The organism is Pseudomonas sp. AC463, assembly GCF_979253585.1.
The window spans coordinates 25,733-42,711 of record NZ_CEEDDZ010000009.1; the positions used below are offsets into that span (position 1 = coordinate 25,733).

The 16,979-nt window shown below is 61.6% G+C and carries 14 protein-coding genes; 7 read left to right on the forward strand and 7 right to left on the reverse strand.

The window, feature by feature from the left end; translation table 11 throughout:
• Positions 1-42: 42 nt before the first annotated feature.
• The gene (locus AC0IYH_RS12960; RefSeq protein ID WP_471834665.1) at positions 43-1,386 is read left to right on the forward strand and encodes an imelysin family protein; all 1,344 of its coding nucleotides are present in this window, start codon (positions 43-45) and stop codon (positions 1,384-1,386) included.
• 68 nt (positions 1,387-1,454) lie between these two features.
• Here the strand turns inward: AC0IYH_RS12960 and AC0IYH_RS12965 are convergent, their stop codons facing one another.
• Entirely contained in the window at positions 1,455-5,585 is a 4,131-nt protein-coding gene (locus AC0IYH_RS12965) for a dermonecrotic toxin domain-containing protein (RefSeq protein ID WP_471834666.1), read from the reverse strand.
• Between the two features lie 171 nt (positions 5,586-5,756).
• Here AC0IYH_RS12965 and AC0IYH_RS12970 point away from each other — a divergent pair, with 171 nt between their 5' ends.
• Positions 5,757-7,211 carry a TrkH family potassium uptake protein gene (locus AC0IYH_RS12970; RefSeq protein ID WP_122772525.1) on the forward strand — a complete coding sequence of 485 codons (1,455 nt, stop codon included), beginning with the start codon at positions 5,757-5,759 and terminating at the stop codon, positions 7,209-7,211.
• Here the strand turns inward: AC0IYH_RS12970 and AC0IYH_RS12975 are convergent.
• Positions 7,168-8,226, reverse strand: a complete 1,059-nt coding sequence (locus tag AC0IYH_RS12975; protein ID WP_116628625.1) for an AraC family transcriptional regulator — start codon at positions 8,224-8,226, stop codon at positions 7,168-7,170. The two genes, AC0IYH_RS12970 and AC0IYH_RS12975, sit on opposite strands and share 44 nt — an antisense overlap.
• A 160-nt stretch (positions 8,227-8,386) precedes the next feature.
• Here AC0IYH_RS12975 and AC0IYH_RS12980 point away from each other — a divergent pair, with 160 nt between their 5' ends.
• The 3 genes from AC0IYH_RS12980 to AC0IYH_RS12990 all read left to right on the forward strand — a co-directional run bounded on the left by AC0IYH_RS12980 (position 8,387) and on the right by AC0IYH_RS12990 (position 10,532).
• A complete protein-coding gene (locus tag AC0IYH_RS12980) occupies positions 8,387-8,698 on the forward strand; it encodes a DUF962 domain-containing protein (RefSeq protein ID WP_116628626.1) in 312 nt (103 codons plus the stop codon).
• 362 nt (positions 8,699-9,060) lie between these two features.
• A complete protein-coding gene (locus AC0IYH_RS12985; RefSeq protein WP_116628627.1) occupies positions 9,061-9,243 on the forward strand; it encodes a hypothetical protein in 183 nt (60 codons plus the stop codon).
• A gap of 92 nt (positions 9,244-9,335) precedes the next feature.
• On the forward strand, positions 9,336-10,532 hold the full coding sequence (locus AC0IYH_RS12990; RefSeq protein ID WP_471834669.1) for an MFS transporter: 1,197 nt from the start codon (positions 9,336-9,338) through the stop codon (positions 10,530-10,532).
• On the opposite strand, the gene arfB is transcribed toward AC0IYH_RS12990, so the two are convergent.
• Positions 10,529-10,942 (reverse strand): alternative ribosome rescue aminoacyl-tRNA hydrolase ArfB, encoded by a 414-nt coding sequence (gene arfB, locus AC0IYH_RS12995; RefSeq protein ID WP_065908949.1) that lies wholly within the window; start codon positions 10,940-10,942, stop codon positions 10,529-10,531. The two genes, AC0IYH_RS12990 and arfB, sit on opposite strands and share 4 nt — an antisense overlap.
• A gap of 110 nt (positions 10,943-11,052) precedes the next feature.
• Complete coding sequence (locus AC0IYH_RS13000; protein ID WP_122772527.1) at positions 11,053-12,471, reverse strand: amino acid permease; 1,419 nt, start codon at positions 12,469-12,471, stop codon at positions 11,053-11,055.
• A 638-nt stretch (positions 12,472-13,109) separates the two neighbouring features.
• Here AC0IYH_RS13000 and AC0IYH_RS13005 point away from each other — a divergent pair.
• Positions 13,110-13,247, forward strand: coding sequence for a hypothetical protein (locus tag AC0IYH_RS13005; protein WP_003175756.1), 138 nt, complete (start codon positions 13,110-13,112; stop codon positions 13,245-13,247).
• Between the two features lie 73 nt (positions 13,248-13,320).
• Positions 13,321-14,280, forward strand: a complete 960-nt coding sequence (locus tag AC0IYH_RS13010; RefSeq protein ID WP_116628630.1) for a CgnE/CgnB domain-containing protein — start codon at positions 13,321-13,323, stop codon at positions 14,278-14,280.
• A 133-nt stretch (positions 14,281-14,413) separates the two neighbouring features.
• Here AC0IYH_RS13010 and rluB read toward each other — a convergent pair whose 3' ends face one another.
• The 3 genes from rluB to scpB all read right to left on the reverse strand — a co-directional run bounded on the left by rluB (position 14,414) and on the right by scpB (position 16,977).
• On the reverse strand, positions 14,414-15,622 hold the full coding sequence (gene rluB, locus AC0IYH_RS13015; RefSeq protein WP_122772528.1) for a 23S rRNA pseudouridine(2605) synthase RluB: 1,209 nt from the start codon (positions 15,620-15,622) through the stop codon (positions 14,414-14,416).
• Positions 15,623-15,766: 144 nt separating this feature from the next.
• Positions 15,767-15,958 (reverse strand): DUF1289 domain-containing protein, encoded by a 192-nt coding sequence (locus tag AC0IYH_RS13020; RefSeq protein ID WP_044267786.1) that lies wholly within the window; start codon positions 15,956-15,958, stop codon positions 15,767-15,769.
• 80 nt (positions 15,959-16,038) lie between these two features.
• Positions 16,039-16,977 carry an SMC-Scp complex subunit ScpB gene (gene scpB / locus AC0IYH_RS13025; RefSeq protein WP_471834673.1) on the reverse strand — a complete coding sequence of 313 codons (939 nt, stop codon included), beginning with the start codon at positions 16,975-16,977 and terminating at the stop codon, positions 16,039-16,041.
• Positions 16,978-16,979 lie beyond the last annotated feature (2 nt).

Genomic DNA, 16,979 nt, shown 5'->3' on the forward strand with positions numbered 1-16,979 from the left:
TCCCCCGCGCGCCCTATCAACAACCGAAGCAGGATGTTCGCCATGATTCGTATGCCCCTGGCCACCGCCAGTCTGCTGGCCATTGCCATTTCTCTCGCCGGTTGCGGCGAAGGTAAAGACAAGGCCGCAGCGCCCCAGGCGCCGACCCCGGCCGCCAGCACTACCGCACCAGCGGCTGCCACCCCTGCCGGCCAGGTCGACGAAACAGCCGCCAAGGCCGTGGTCGCGCATTACGCAGACATGGTGTTCGCGGTCTACAGCGATGCCGAAACCACCGCAAAAACCCTGCAAACCGCCATCGACGCCTTCCTCGCCAAGCCGAACGACGACACCCTGAAAGCCGCCCGTACCGCCTGGATCGCCGCGCGCGTGCCGTACCTGCAAAGTGAAGTGTTCCGCTTCGGCAACACCATCATTGATGACTGGGAAGGCCAGGTGAACGCATGGCCGCTGGACGAAGGCCTGATCGACTACGTCGACAAGTCCTACGAACACGCCTTGGGTAACCCGGGCGCAACCGCCAACATCATCGCCAACACCGAAGTCCAGGTCGGCGAAGACAAGGTCGACGTCAAAGACATCACCCCGGAAAAACTCGCCAGCCTCAATGAGCTGGGCGGTTCCGAGGCCAACGTCGCCACCGGCTACCACGCCATCGAATTCCTGCTCTGGGGCCAGGACCTGAACGGTACCGGCCCAGGCGCCGGCAACCGCCCTGCGTCGGACTACCTGACCGGCGACGGCGCCACTGGCGGCCACAACGAGCGTCGCCGCGCCTACCTGAGCGCCGTGACCCAGCTGCTGGTCAGCGACCTGCAGGAAATGGTCGGCAACTGGAAACCCAACGTCGAAGACAACTACCGCGCCACCCTGGAGGCAGAACCTGCCACCGACGGCCTGCGCAAAATGTTGTTCGGCATGGGCAGCCTGTCCCTCGGCGAGCTGGCCGGTGAGCGCATGAAGGTGTCCCTGGAAGCCAACTCGCCGGAAGACGAGCAGGACTGCTTCAGCGACAACACCCACAACTCGCACTTCTACGACGCCAAGGGCATCCGTAACGTCTACCTGGGCGAATACACCCGCGTCGACGGCACCAAAATGACCGGCGCCAGCCTGTCGTCCCTGGTGGCCAAGGCCGACCCGGCTGCCGACACCGCGTTGAAAGCCGACCTGGCTGCGACCGAAGCGAAGATCCAGGTCATGGTTGACCACGCCAACAAGGGTGAGCACTACGACCAGCTGATCGCCGCCGGTAACGATGCGGGCAACCAGATCGTGCGTGACGCCATCGCCTCGCTGGTCAAGCAGACCGGTTCGATCGAAGCGGCTGCCGGCAAACTGGGTATCAGCGACCTGAACCCGGATAACGCTGATCACGAGTTCTGATCCGTAGCGCCATGCGTGAAAATGCCCCGCCTGGTCGGGGCATTTTTTTGCCTGTCTGTCCGTCTTTTTCACACACGGATGATGAAGATGCTCGGGGTGCCCCCCGCAAGCGTGCGGTTAATGCCCCCTACCAACGGGACCAAGTTATTGCTCGCCCGCGCCGCGCCCACCTGGGCACGCAATGGGGCATCCATGAGTAACGCACTGGGTGCATGGGCCTCGCTTCGCCTGACCACACTGCCGCTGGCTCTCTGCAACTGCAGCCAGTACAACGCCTCACCTGCCGGCCGCCGGAACAGCAATTCGCTCGGCATGGCATAGCTGGCGATGACTTCATAGCCATCACGGGTCAATACCGTGCTCATCAGGGTCTTGAGCGATGCCCTGCTGCCGGAATCTACCGCATGCTGCAACGGCAGCCAGATGCGCTCTGTGCGATAGGTCATTTGCGTGAACTGCCCTGGCCCGTTGTCCAGCCACCAGCCGCCACCGATCGCACTCGGCGGCGTGCGCAGCAACGTCAGCGGCTCGCCCAGGCTATCCAGGCCCGGTGCCGACGCCTGGCGCCACTGCCGCAAGGTCTGCTGCATCACATCAATGCCCCGGGCAGTGAGCCCGTTCGGGTTAGCTCGATTGAACAGCGCCCGCGCGATGTCGACCACGCTGGCCGCCGTCACCATGGGGAAAGCTTCGGCAATCGAGGAAGACAGAGGCTTTTGGAACGGCATCTCGACGCTATTGACCCAGCGCGCATCCCCCCCGGCGAAGGTCGCCCTGCGCGGCTGGTCAAACAGGTCCCGCCTGAGCATCAGCTCGAATTGCTCATAGGTGGCGAGCGACTGAGAGGCGTCGCGCATGAACACCACATTGGGATCGGGACGCGAACGCACACCCGAAGCCAGGACCGGAAAATACTGCTGATCGATAAGGATGTATTCGCTGCCGATCAGCTCTGCCGGCCCGGCGATGCGCTGATAAAGGCCCTGATCGGCGTGCTGGAGCCGCAGTTGGGCGGGATCAATGGTTTGCCCCCAATCGGCGAATCGCTCCAGCGGCGCCCGCACGCGTGCGGCCTGGTGGGGGCCGGGCGCCGGGTCAATCGGTAGCAGGGCCTGGCCGGGTAAGTCGCCGCCACGGATACGCGCCAACAAACGTTCGGGCAACACCATCAGGTAGGGATGGAACCCATCAAGCGGCACGTCCGCCCTCAGGGCGTGAACCAGGCTCAACTCGAATTCCAGTTCGCGCCCGCGTGGAAAGTTGAACGAATCGAACACCCGTCTTGCCTGGCTCTCGTCAAGAAAAGGATAGAGCGTCATCAACTCGTCGTTGGGTGACACGCCACCCCTCAACCCCCTGCCGGGATGGGAGCCGACCTCCCAACGCCCTTGCGGGTCCTGGCGGATCGGGTCATGGTGATAGCGATGCGGTTTACGCACGTCGCGGATGCGCCAGGCCTGCTCGCCGCCATCATCGAGGATCGAGAACCAGTGGTTCCTTTCGTTCAGAAAATACTGGCGAGGCCCACCGGTGCCGGAAGGTTTGTAATAAATGCCCTTGCCCTTCCAGCCAGGCAACTCCAGCAGCCCGTCGGGCATTTTTTTCAGGCCCATCTGCGGGTTCAACCCACGGAACGGCAGGCCAGGGCGCGGCGCACCGGCGTGAACGCCAATCACACCATCGACCAGCGCACCGGTGAACTCACCCAAGGCGCGTACCAGATAATGCGCCGCTTCGTCGCGGTCCCCCAGGCTGGCGGCGTCGACGGCGGAAAATACCGAGAACAGGCTCCTGGCCAGGCCAATGGGAAGCATGACCCACACCGGCAGCACCAGGGTCGCAATATCCAGGGCGACAGTAGCCAGCGTGGTGGCGGTTTCGATGTCCGTTTCGCCGGTGGTAGTGGACTGGGCCGCCGCATTGTTGATCGCGAAGTTGGCCTCCACCTCATAGGCCTCCTCGAAAAGGTTATCGGCGATCCTGGGCATCTGCGCCATGGTGTAGGCGCCACGCCCATGCAAAATCGAGCGGATGCGTTTTTGCTGCGCCAGCTCTACGCGGCCCACCAGGTAGTCGCGCCAGGAACTGTTGAAAATGAAACCACTGAACAGTTGATCACCGGAAAACTCATGAAACACCCGCCCCCCAGGCGCTTGCGGCGCGTACACCACGGTCGACTGGACGCCTGCAGACGCCGTGCGAAACAGCCATACACCGCGCACCCGCTCCCCTCGCAGCTTCAGGCCTTGCACCAGAATCCGGTGCCCTTCGACGGTCTCACGCTGGTCGGTGTCCTCAGGCTGGTCGAGCACTACCCGCACCCAATTGAACCCCCGGTGCGCCCGGTCCGGTTGAAAGTCCCCGGCGATTTTCGCTTCAAGCGCATCCAGCCGCACTTGCTGTGCCAGGTAGCGGCTGAAGTTACTCCGCAGGGCCAGTGCATCGGCCGAGGTGACCAAGCGATCCTTCAACAGAGTTTCATAGCTGTTACCGACATTGGCGGTACGCACCAGGTCTTTTACCTGCCCAGCGTTCAGGGCCGTATAGGGCGCCCCTGCGGGGTCGGTCAGCCGCGAGAAGTGGGTGAAGTTGAGGTCCAGCCCTCCGACATTTTCAAGGGCCAGCTCGGTCAGGCTGCGTTTGCGCTGATGGTAGAGCGGTGCACCCGACTCACGAATGCCAGGCCCGGGAGCGCCCGGCACGAACGGCGCGGTCGGCACACGCGGCTCTTTTGTGTGGATCACGATGGTGTCCGGATCGGCGTGCAAGCCAAATTGCGTCTCAAGCAGCACGCGCAGTTGCTCATGACTGTAGGCAAGCAACACGCTTCTATCACTGAACTGAGCGAAGGACGGCAGCCCCTCGCACTCGCTCAGATTTGCCAGTTCGTCGCAGTACGTTCGGATCGCCGCTTGCCAGGCCAGTCGGTCGGTGTTGCTGGCGTTCTCAAGAAAGACCTTGAGCTGAGCCTGCCCACGTTTTCTGAAACGTGCCGACAGGATAGAGCTGGCATCGAACACCCGCTCCAGGTCGGTGACCCGATCCAGACTGTGGGGCAACCCCGAACGGTCCGCCTGCACGGGCAGCGCCTGGTAGCGGGCGACGGTCGCGATGAAATCCTCTTGCAGCTTGGCGCATTGGTCTTCAATGGAGTGGCTGAACGGCGAGTCCAGCCACTCCAGGTAGCTGAACTGTTCGCTCGACCGGCCTTCTCGGTGCAGGGCCAGCCCCTGTGGCTGGTGTTTGTCTGCCATCAACGCCAGGAGGCGGGTGAACTCCACGGGATGGTTCAAGCGGCGGTGCAGTTCCCGGTCAAGGCTGGCCAGGGCGTCGAACTCCTCCAGGCCGCCTTCGGGGGTGAACAGCAGCACGACCCCCAGGTGGGTGGTCGCGTCAACCGGGCGCACCTGGGGTTCGGCAGGCACCTCGGCCACAAAGCGCACCTGCGCGTCCTCGGGATCGCGGGCGGTCAAGATAAACGCCCCGTACAGTGCCGCGCCTTTGAGCGCCAGGCCATAGACACAGGGTTTATAGCTCTCGAAGGCCCGGCGTGACGGTGCACTGGGATAGCGCGAGACTTTCTTGAACAGCGCTTCACCCGCAGCCGTGAGCACTTCGTCGTTCCTGAGCAAGGCCACTTCGGCGTGCAGTTGTTTGATGCGTGTATCAACCAGCGCCTGCCTGCGGGTGCGCGCACCGTTCAACCGCTGCGGCGGCTGCTGCCAATACGCGTGCAAAAAGGCCTCATAGTGCGAGGACAGGTGCGTGGCCAGGCGATCGACAAACCCATCGAACGCCTGGGCGGTCAGCGCGGGCACGGGCTGCGGATCGCCGCCTTGGTCGGGCGCGCGCAAGAACAAGGTGTCGCGGCTGGCGTAGGTCGCCGCCTCGCCGGCCACGATGCGCTGCACCACGGCGTCCAGCAGCGTCGGCGGCAAGGGCATCTCAGCCGTGGTTGCCGGCAGCCGTTCGCGGGACTGAACGTAGCTCTTGCGAACCGGTAGCCGAGGCGTCAGCGCGCTGAAATGCTGATCGAACTGGGCCTGTACAAAGGCCTCGAACCCGGGCTGCTGGGCCAGCAATTCCATGACCTGGAGATTGAGCCTCCACAGTTTCTGGGTCAGGGCTATTTGTGAGGGGCGGTCATGGGCGACCAGACGCCGGATCAGCGGCGTATCGGTTATATATTCAAACGGCATGGTGGTTCTCTAGAACAAGTCAGAAGCCCCATGCTGAAGAACCGAACGACTGCGCGTGCTTTATACATATGTGGGCACACACCGCCAGAATCCGCAGGCACACGCCACACCGGTTTACATGCCCCACACCCCGGGTAGAATGGCGCCTCTGCCCTATCTCGAGCGAACTTCATGGCGTTGCCGACCCTACGCATAATCGGTTTCATCATCGGCATCTTCCTGATCACCCTCGCGATCGCCATGGTCGTGCCCATGGCCACCCTGGTGATCTTCGAACGCACCAGCGATTTGCCGTCGTTCCTGTGGGCCAGCCTGATCACCTTTATCGCCGGCCTGGCCCTGGTGATTCCCGGCCGCCCCGAGCACGTGCATCTGCGCCCGCGCGACATGTACCTGCTGACCGTCACCAGTTGGGTGGTGGTGTGCGTGTTCGCCGCGCTGCCGTTTTTGCTGACCCAGCACATCAGCTACACCGACTCGTTTTTTGAAAGCATGTCCGGCATCACCGCCACCGGCTCCACGGTGTTGAGCGGGCTGGACACCATGTCGCCGGGCATTCTGATGTGGCGCTCGCTGCTGCACTGGCTCGGTGGCATCGGCTTTATCGGCATGGCGGTGGCGATCCTGCCGCTGCTGCGCATTGGTGGCATGCGCCTGTTCCAGACCGAATCCTCGGACCGCTCGGAGAAGGTCATGCCGCGCTCGCACATGGTGGCGCGGCTGATCGTGGCTGCCTATGTGGGCATCACCATCCTCGGCAGCCTGGCGTTCTGGTGGGCCGGCATGGGCCTGTTCGATGCGATCAACCATGCGATGTCGGCGATTTCCACCGGCGGGTTCTCCACCTCCGATGAATCCCTGGCCCACTGGAAACAACCGGCGGTGCACTGGGTGGCGGTGGTGGTGATGATCCTCGGCAGCCTGCCGTTCACCCTGTATGTGGCGACCTTGCGCGGCAACCGCCGGGCCTTGCTGCGGGATCAGCAGGTGCAGGGCCTGCTCGGTTTGCTGCTGGTGACCTGGCTGGTGCTCGGCACCTGGTACTGGTGGACCACCAACCTGCACTGGCTGGACGCCTTGCGCCATGTGGCGTTGAACGTGACGTCGGTGGTCACCACCACCGGTTTTGCGCTGGGGGACTACAGCCTGTGGGGCAACTTCTCACTGATGCTGTTTTTCTACCTGGGCTTTATCGGCGGCTGCTCGGGGTCGACGGCCGGCGGGATCAAGATCTTCCGCTTCCAGGTCGCCTATATCCTGCTCAAGGCCAACTTGAACCAGCTGATTCACCCGCGCGCGGTGATCAAGCAGAAGTACAACGGCCACCGCCTCGACGAAGAGATCGTGCGGTCGATCCTGACCTTCTCGTTTTTCTTTGCGATCACCATCTGCGCGATCGCCCTGGCCCTGTCGCTGCTGGGCCTGGACTGGATGACCGCGCTGACCGGCGCTGCCAGCACCGTGTCCGGCGTCGGCCCGGGCCTGGGCGAAACCATCGGCCCGGCGGGCAACTTCTCCACGTTGCCAGACGCCGCCAAGTGGATTCTGTCGCTGGGCATGCTGCTGGGCCGGCTGGAGATCATTACAGTCTTTGTTCTGTGCATTCCGGCGTTTTGGCGTCACTGACCGCCGAGGCTTCGAGCAGCCGCGCCCGGTATTCGCCGGGCGTGGCATCGAACCAGCGGCGAAACGCGCGGAAGAAATTGCTCGGGTCGGCAAACCCCAACAGGTAGGCAATCTCCAGCAGGGTCATGCTCGGCTGGGCCAGGTATTGCTCGGCCAGCTCGCGGCGGGTGTCGTCCAGAAGGGTCTGGAAACTGGTGCCCTCCTCCTGCAAACGCCGCTGCAAGGTGCGCTGAGACAGGTGCAGGGTCTGGGCCACCACTTCGCGCTTGGGCTCGCCCTGGGGCAACAGGCGGCACAACACTTGGCGCGCCTTGTGGGTCACTCGGCTTTCAGAAAACCGCGCCAGGTATTCGCCGGCAAACCGATCATGCAGCAGCGCCATGGCCTCGTTGGCGGTGGGCAACGGCGCGTCCATGTCGGCGCGTTCGAAAATCAGCGCGTCATAGGGCGCATTGAATTCCAGGGGCGCATGGAAGGCTTGTTTGTAGGGCGCCAGGTCTGTCGGCTGCTCACCTTGCAACAACACTTTGCGCGGGTGCAGAGTGCGCCCGGTCAGCCAGCCGCACAGCGCCAAGGCGCTGGCCAGGGAGGCCTCGGCGCTTTGCCGGGTGGGTGGGAGATAGTCGCCATGCACCGTCAGAATCAGCGCATAGCCTTCGGGTAACAGGCGAAAACTCAGGTCGGCGCTTTCGGCAATGATGCGCTGGTAGCGCACCAGCCGCATGAAGCCTTCGGCCAGGGTGTTGCTGGACATCAGCGCATAACCGGCCACATGAAACGACGCCGGGCGCACCACCTTGCCCATGTTCAGGCCAATCGCCGGGTTGCCCGACAACTCCACCGCCCGCTGCCACAGCCGGGTCATGGAATCCTGCGGGAAGCGTGCGTCGGGGTCGTTCAACGCCGCGTAGTCCAGGCCAAGCTGCTTGAACAGGGCGCGGCAATCCAGGCCGTCCATTTCCAATGCCTTGACGATACCCATTGCCCAGCTTGCAGAAGTTGTTCGTTCGCTCATGGCGTCTTCTTAATAAAGCAGGCTCAAACGGCAGCCAGGAAGCCAAGGATACTAAAGTGGCATCTATTGTCACTGGCTGTTACCACTGATCACTCTAGACTCAAATAAGCTCCCCGCCGAACATCTGTTGGGCGGCACAACAAGCAAAGGGCCGGTCGTCGTGGAAAATATCAAGCGATTCAACAGCTTCGCCGAGTTCTACCCTTTCTACCTGGCGGAACACGCCAACAGCACCTGCCGCCGCCTGCATTTTATCGGCACCACGCTGGTGATCGGCATTCTGGCGTACGCCATCGGCAGAGGCTCATTGGGCTTGCTGCTGGCCGTGCCGATTGCCGGTTACAGCTTTGCCTGGATCGGGCACTTCTTCTTCGAAAAGAACCGGCCGGCGACCTTTCAGCACCCGTTCTACAGCTTGCTGGGTGACTTTGTGATGTACCGCGACATGATCCTGGGCAAGGTGCCATTTTGAGGTGTGACCTCTTGTCACTTGTGTAAAAAATGAAAATTCCTGCATTCGTCGACATAAAATTCTTTTTGTCATTTTCAGTGCTGTATCCTGCCAAGGCTTTTTGAGAGCGCGCAATCACACTGCGATTGAAAAAACAGACCTTGCGAGGAGCGACGACGATGCACGAGATACCTAATCTCCCCTTCCCAAGCCTGCACCCTACACAGCAGCCAACCCCGCAGCAGGCCGGCACCAAGCAGCCTGAGGCCAAACAAGCAAAACCAGTCGACAGCAAACGCCAGGACTGACGCCGTACCAGACCGTGTGGAAAGCGCAGCTTTAGAGCGCTTTCCACACTGCCTGAATCACCCGAGGTACCCGCCATGACCGACACCCTCCCCCACAACCCCGACACCGCCGTACTCGATGCTGCCTTGCAGATGGTCGAGGTCTGGAACCGCCTCAGTGCGGACAAGCAAGCCCTGCTGCTCAAGCGCTTCGGCACCCAGGAAAACGCGCTGGCCGCCCTGGTCACCACCCAATTGCTCACACCCTCCCAAGCCTGATTGAGGTTTTTGCGTTTTAGCGCCCTGCACCGGCCAAAGCCCCGGTATCATTAGCAGCCTATCTTTACCTGCTGCGACAGTGGACCCCTCCCATGCCAGATACCCAGCGCCCCATGGCGGTCACGCTGCAAGTTGTTTCCATCGTGCTGTTTACCTTTATCGGCTACCTGAATATCGGCATTCCCCTGGCCGTGTTGCCGGGCTATGTCCACAGTGAGCTGGGCTACGGCGCGGTGATCGCCGGGCTGGTAATCAGCGTGCAATACCTGGCCACCCTGCTGAGCCGCCCGTATGCCGGCAAAATCATCGACAACCTGGGCAGCAAGCGCGCCGTGCTGATCGGCCTGGCGGGCTGTGGCCTCAGCGGTGTGTTCATGCTGCTGGCGGCGTGGTTTTCCAGCCTGCCGGCCGTGAGCCTGGTGAGCCTGCTGATCGGCCGCCTGGTGCTCGGCAGCGCGGAAAGCCTGGTGGGTTCGGGCGCCATCGGCTGGGGCATCGGCCGGGTGGGCGCGGCGAATACCGCCAAGGTCATTTCCTGGAACGGCATCGCCAGCTATGGCGCGCTGGCGGTCGGTGCACCGTTGGGCGTGGTGCTGGTGAAGCAGTTCGGGCTGTGGAGCATGGGTGTCAGCATTATCCTGCTGGCCATCGTGGGCCTGTTGCTGGCCTGGAACAAAGTCGCCGCGCCGATTGTGGCTGGCGTGCGCCTGCCCTTCATGAACGTGCTGGGCCGGGTGTTGCCACACGGTTGCGCGCTGGCGCTGGGCTCGATTGGCTTTGGCACCATCGCCACCTTTATCACCCTGTATTACACCACCCAACACTGGGACAACGCGGTGTGGGCCCTGAGCCTGTTCGGCGCCAGCTTTATTGGCGCGCGGCTGTTGTTCGGCAATTTGATCAACCGCATTGGCGGCTTTCGCGTGGCGATTGCCTGTTTGTCGGTGGAGATTCTTGGCCTGCTGCTGCTGTGGCTGGCACCGGACGCCAACCTGGCCCTGGCCGGCGCGGCGTTGAGCGGGTTTGGCTTTTCCCTGGTGTTTCCGGCGCTGGGTGTGGAGGCGGTCAACCTGGTGCCGGCCTCCAGCCGAGGTTCGGCGGTGGGCGCCTATTCGCTGTTTATCGACCTGTCGCTGGGCATCACCGGGCCGTTGGCAGGGGCCGTCGCGGCAGGTTTCGGCTTTGCGTCGATCTTCCTGTTCGCCGCCCTCGCCGCCCTCGGTGGTTTGTTGCTGAGTGTTTACCTGTACCGGCAAGCGCCCAAGGCCCGCGAAGCGCGCGACAACTAGAAGTCGACCTTGCCGCGCCCAGCCTTGATGCTGCCGCGCTTGGTCTTGGATTCCAGGCGACGTTTCTTTGAACCCAGGGTGGGTTTGGTCGGGCGGCGTTTCTTCTCGACCTTGGTGGCACTGAGGATCAACTCCACCAGGCGCTCCAGCGCATCGGCACGGTTCTGCTCCTGGGTCCGGTATTGCTGGGCCTTGAGAATCAACACACCTTCGCTGGTGATGCGGCTGTCGCGCAGCGCCAGCAGCCGTTCCTTGTAAAACTCCGGCAGCGACGATGCCGGAATATCAAACCGCAGGTGCACCGCACTCGACACCTTGTTGACGTTCTGCCCACCGGCGCCCTGGGCGCGAATGGCGGTCAGCTCGATCTCGGCATCGGGCAAGTGCACGTTGTTGGAAATTACCAGCATCAATCAAAAACCTTAGGTAACGGGTACGTTGAAACAAGGCGCAAGTCTAACCCGTCGACGGCCACAAAAAACCCGGCATGGCGCCGGGTTTCCTGTTTACGCCAGAAGGTTTACTTCAACGCACTTGCCGCAGTCAGCGTCGCTTGCGCACTGCGCTTGTTCTTCACCCAATAACACACCGCCATAAACGCCACCCACACAGGGATCGCGTACACCGACATCTGGATCCCCGGGATCATCAACATGATCACCAGGATAAACACCACAAACGCCAGGCAGATGTAGTTGCCATACGGGTACCACAACGCCTTGAACAGCGGCACCTGGCCGGTGCGGTTCATGTGTTGGCGGAACTTGAAGTGGGAGTAGCTGATCATCGCCCAGTTGATTACCAACGTGGCCACCACCAGGGACATCAGCAGTTCCAGCGCATGTTGCGGGATGAAGTAGTTCATCAACACCGCCACCAGGGTCACCGCCGCCGAGGCGAGGATCGACCGCACCGGCACGCCCCGCTTGTCGATCTTCGCCAACGCCTTGGGCGCATCGCCCTGCTCGGCCATGCCCAGCAGCATGCGGCTGTTGCAGTAGGTGCCGCTGTTGTACACCGACAGCGCGGCGGTCAGCACCACGAAGTTGAGGATGTGCGCGGCGGTGTTGCTGCCCAGCATCGAGAACACTTGCACGAACGGGCTCCCGCTGTAGGCATCGCCGGACGCGTTGAGGGTCGCCAGCAGGCTGTCCCATGGCGTGAGCGACAACAGCACCACCAGTGCGCCGATGTAGAAAATCAGGATGCGGTAGATCACCTGGTTGATCGCCTTGGGGATCACGGTGCGTGGCTGGTCAGCTTCGGCGGCGGTAAAACCGAGCATTTCCAGGCCGCCGAAGGAGAACATGATGATCGCCATGGCCATCACCAACCCGCCGACGCCATGGGGGAAGAAGCCGCCGTGTTCCCACAGGTTGCTCACCGAGGCCTGCGGGCCGCCGCTGCCGCTGACCAGCAAATAGCTGCCCAGGGCGATCATGCCGACAATCGCCACCACCTTGATGATGGCAAACCAGAACTCGGCCTCACCAAAGACTTTGACGTTGGCCAGGTTGATCAGGTTGATCAGCACGAAGAACGCCGCCGCCGACACCCAGGTCGGGATCTCCGGCCACCAGTAGTGCACATATTTGCCGACGGCCGTCAGCTCCGACATGCCCACCAGGATGTACAGGATCCAGCAGTTCCAACCCGACAGGAAGCCGGCGAAACCGCCCCAGTACTTGTGGGCAAAATGGCTGAAGGAGCCGGCGACGGGTTCTTCGACGATCATTTCGCCGAGCTGGCGCATGATCATGAAGGCGATAAAGCCGCAGATCGCATAGCCCAGGATCATCGACGGGCCGGCGGACTTGAGCACGCCGGCCGAGCCCAGGAACAAGCCGGTGCCGATGGCGCCACCGAGGGCGATCAACTGGATATGCCGGTTTTTCAGGCCGCGTTTCAGCTCGCCTGAAGAGGAATGGGGTTCACTCATGAAAAGGGTCTCACGCAAGGTTTGAGGATGTTGAATGCAGGTTGCTGCCTTGAATTACCGACTCAAGCAGCGCCGCTCAAACCCCAGCGCAGGCACCAGGAGTACAGCGTCTTTCTAACGGTCATGCGTCACCTGTTTGTTTTTATCTGTGACGAAATCGAACCCGCCTGGCTCGTGGCCGGGCGGAGTGATCAGGGTGGGTAAACCCTGGGTCTTGGCCTTTTGCGTGGTTACGCAAGGGGGTCACAGTAAAACGCGGCGCATTGTACACCGCTCGCAAGCTTGGGGATGACCGCCAATGGTGCATGCGACGATCTGGCAGCTATTCCTTACAGCCTGACGACTCCCAGCAATTTGGCGACTTTTACGTAAATTAATCGTTACAGCGTGGAAAATGTGCGTTACAGCTGCCAACACACGGAAAAATGTCATCGAGACAAATCCTACAAAACACCTTCGCCAGCGCATTGTTTTTTCTCGATAAAAAACCCCATGAGAAATTCAGAACAAAAAATCCAAATGAAACCGTGTCAATAAATTTTTTGCATTCTGAAACACTCTCTCCTAGGTTCATCCCACTTGCCCGGCGAAGCCCGCTGGCAAGCCGTTCTCAAACAACGTCCTCTAGGAGATACACCATGCAAGCACTGGAAAACGACCTGGAAACCGAACTGCAACTCGACGATTGGTTTGAAGCGCCGACCCATGAGGCCGCCGTTGAAATGATGCAAGCTGATGCCGTGGTGCCGTTTGGCACCGCGATGTGGCCTTTCTAACCCCCGGCAGGCATTGGGCGGGTGCTGTGCACGGCACCTGCTTCCTTTCCCAAGGCACACAAGGAATTACGTCATGGACAAGGCCCGCGCCGTCGAACACTTTCTTTACTACCTTGCGCATCACCCGGCCCTTCAAGGCCTGAGCTGCCCCACCGTGCTGCTGGGCCATACCGAACGCTACGACGCCATCGCCCAGGCGATTACCCATGCCAGCGCCGCCCGTTTCAACATCCAGAGGCAGCGCCTCGACCTGGCTGCCAGCGAGACGCTGGCCCAAGCCATAGAGACCTGCGACCTGTATCTGTTTCTCTATGATTCCTCCACCCTGCCCAACCCACGCGCAGACGGCCCGGACTTTATCCGCGCCCTGCACGGCGTGATGGCCGAGCACTGGAGGAAATCCCTGTTGTTCAAGGATTACGGCGACTACTTCTACGACACCTTCAGCGTCGAACCGCAGCGCATCGCCGACCTCAACGCCACACTGATCCGGCGCATGAGCCAGGCCAGCGTGCTGAGCTTTACCGACAAGCACGGCTCACGCCTGCAAGCGCCCCTGAGCAGCATCAAGAAGTGGACCAATATCAACGGAGTCGGCAACCACGACCTGGCGCCCGGCGAAATCGCCACCCACAGCGAGGCGATCAATGGCCAGGTGCGGTTTGTCGGGACCTTTCTCAGCACCATCCCGTTCGCGCGCAAATATGGCGTGCTGCAATCGCCGCTGGAGCTGTGGATAGAGAATTCAACGATCTGCAGCGTGGCCAGCGACGTACCGGGGCTGGCGGATGACTTCAACAAATACCTGAATGCCAACCCATCCAACCGCCGTGTGGAGGAGTTGGGGATTGGCACCAATGAAGGCGTCAAGGATTTGTATGCGCGTAATGCCGGGTTTGAGGAGCGCCACTGTGGCTTGCACTTGGGCTTGGGCGGCGGGCAGAAAGGCAGCCATCACCTGGATCTGATCTTTGCCAGTGGGGTGTTGGCCCTGGATGACAAGCCGGTGTTTGATGGCAGATTCGCGTTCTGAGTACAGTTTTCCGGAACAATGGAGATCAACTGCGGGAGGGGGCAAGCCCCCTCCCACACTTGAATGCATTTCAACTTCAGATCCAAAAAAAACGCCAACCCGAGGGTTGGCGTTTTTTTATGCAGCACTTACATCACTGCGGCTTCTTGCGACCAAACCCCGGACGCTGACCCGAACCCGCCGGAGCGCCACGGCGCTTGCCCGACGGCTCGTCCGCGACCAGTTTCGGGCCGGGGCGCTTGTTCGCCGCCGGCTTGGCTGGACGCTTGGTGCTGGCGTTGTCGGCCGGGCGATCCGCTTCACCCCGGTTGCTGCGACCACCGGCCGGCGCAGGGCGCGGAGTGCGTGGTGCACGCTCGCCTTCCTGGCGCGATGGCGCGGTTGGGCGGCGCTCGCCTTCGATGTGCGGCTCGCGGGAGATACGACCGCCGGTTGCAGGTGCATTCAACGCCGGGCGCAAAGTGCGGGCAACGCGCTCGGTACGGGCCACAGGGCGCGACGACTTACGCTGCATACGCTCAAGCTTGTCTTTGCTCTTGGCGTTCATTTGCGGCATGGCCACCGGCGTCAGGCCGACTTCGGCGCTGAGGATGTCGACTTCGTACTGGCTCATTTCGCGCCAGCGGCCCATCGGCAGGTCGGAGTTGAGGAACACCGGGCCAAAGCGCACGCGCTTCAGGCGGCTGACCACCAGGCCCTGGGATTCCCACAGGCGGCGGACTTCACGGTTACGGCCTTCCATCACCACGCAGTGGTACCAGTGGTTGAAACCTTCGCCGCCGGGAGCCTGCTTGATGTCGGTAAACTTGGCCGGGCCGTCTTCGAGGACGACGCCCGCTTTCAAGCGCTCGATCATCTCGTCATCGACTTCACCGCGTACGCGCACGGCGTATTCACGGTCCATTTCGTAGGACGGGTGCATCAGGCGGTTGGCCAGTTCACCGTCGGTGGTGAACATCAGCAAGCCGGTGGTGTTGATGTCAAGACGTCCGATGTTGATCCAGCGGCCTTCTTTGGGCTTGGGCATCTTGTCGAACACGGTCGGACGGCCTTCCGGGTCGTCACGGGTGCAGATCTCGCCATCGGGCTTGTTGTACATGATCACGCGGCGCACCGATTCGGCGGCCTCTTCACGCTTGATGACCTTGCCATCAATGGTGATTGCATCGTGCAGGTCGACACGCTGGCCGAGGGTAGCCTCGACGCCGTTTACCTTGATGCGCTTCTGGGTGATCCAGGCTTCGACGTCGCGGCGCGAGCCCACGCCGATACGCGCCAGCACTTTCTGCAGCTTTTCGCCTGCAGGGCCGATTTCCTGGTCTTTCTGGTCTTGGTCAATCATCGTAAGCACCTCCCGGTGGGTCGATTCAGGCGTGGCCTGAAGAGTGTTGAAAGCGGGGCCTTGGGCGAATACGTCGCCAAGGGGTCGCGAATCATACGCGCATGACGCGCATTGCGCATCAGAGACTAGTCGATAAGGCCCAAGTCATTTGCTTTTCCGCCGACCGGTGGCGCCCAGAGCCAGCAACCGTAACTCGGCTTCGGCCAGTACGGTGCGTTTGTCGGCCTTGTCGAGTTTCTTCCAGGCACGGATTTCGCGCTTGCTGCGACCGCAGCCGACGCAGATATCGTCGTTGAATTTGCAGATGCTGATGCAGGGGTCTTTGGTAGAACTCATACATTCTCCCAGACAATGGAGATCAAAAATGTAGGAGATCAAATGTGGGAGGGGGCTTTCCCCCTCCCACATTGACCTCATCAGTCTTCGAATTCGCGGCGTTCGGCCTCGATGGCTTCGGCCAATGCGCGGGCTTCGTCTTCTTCATCGCTCAGCGGCGGTTGTTCGAGGGCGGCGACGGCGGCCAGGAGTTTTTCCCGGGCTTCGGCCACACCGAGAATATCTTCCTCAGGATCAGGCTCGGGCTCTGGCTCTGGCTCTGGCTCTGGCTCTGGCTCTGGCTCTGGCTCTGGCTCAGCCACACCATCACGCAACAAATCATCAAAGTCAGTCTTGATGCCCTGCTCCATGTCATCCAGTTCCAACAACAAGGTATGGAAACTGGTTTCATCCTTCGGTTCTTCCGGCTCTGCCGTGGCATCGGCCAGCTCCTGCAAGCTCGCAGGCACCGGTGCGTCATCGAAGTCCAGCACCGGCTCGGCTTCCATCTCGCGCAGCTCTGCCAGTGGCGGCAGGTCGTCGAGATTCTTCAGGTTGAAGTGGTCGAGAAACACCTTGGTCGTGGCAAACATCGCCGGTTTGCCCGGCACGTCGCGGTAACCAACGATGCGGATCCACTCGCGCTCCAGCAACGTCTTGACGATATGGCTGTTGACCGCCACACCCCGCACGTCCTCGATTTCGCCCCGGGTGATCGGCTGGCGATAGGCGATCAGCGCCATGGTTTCCAGCATCGCCCGTGAATAACGCTGCGGGCGCTCTTCCCACAAACGGCCGACCCACGGGGAAAACTTCTCACGAATCTGCAGGCGATAACCCGACGCCACTTCGCGCAGCTCAAAGGCGCGGCCGTCGCAGGACTTGCGCAAAATCTCCAGCGCCTTCTTGAACACCGGCGGCTCGGGGCGCTCGGCTTCTTCAAACAGCTCGAACAGGCGTTCCAGGGATTGCGGTTTACCCGAGGCCAGGAGAAAGGCTTCCAGTAGCGGCGCCAGTTCGCGGGGTTCAGTCAGATTCATCG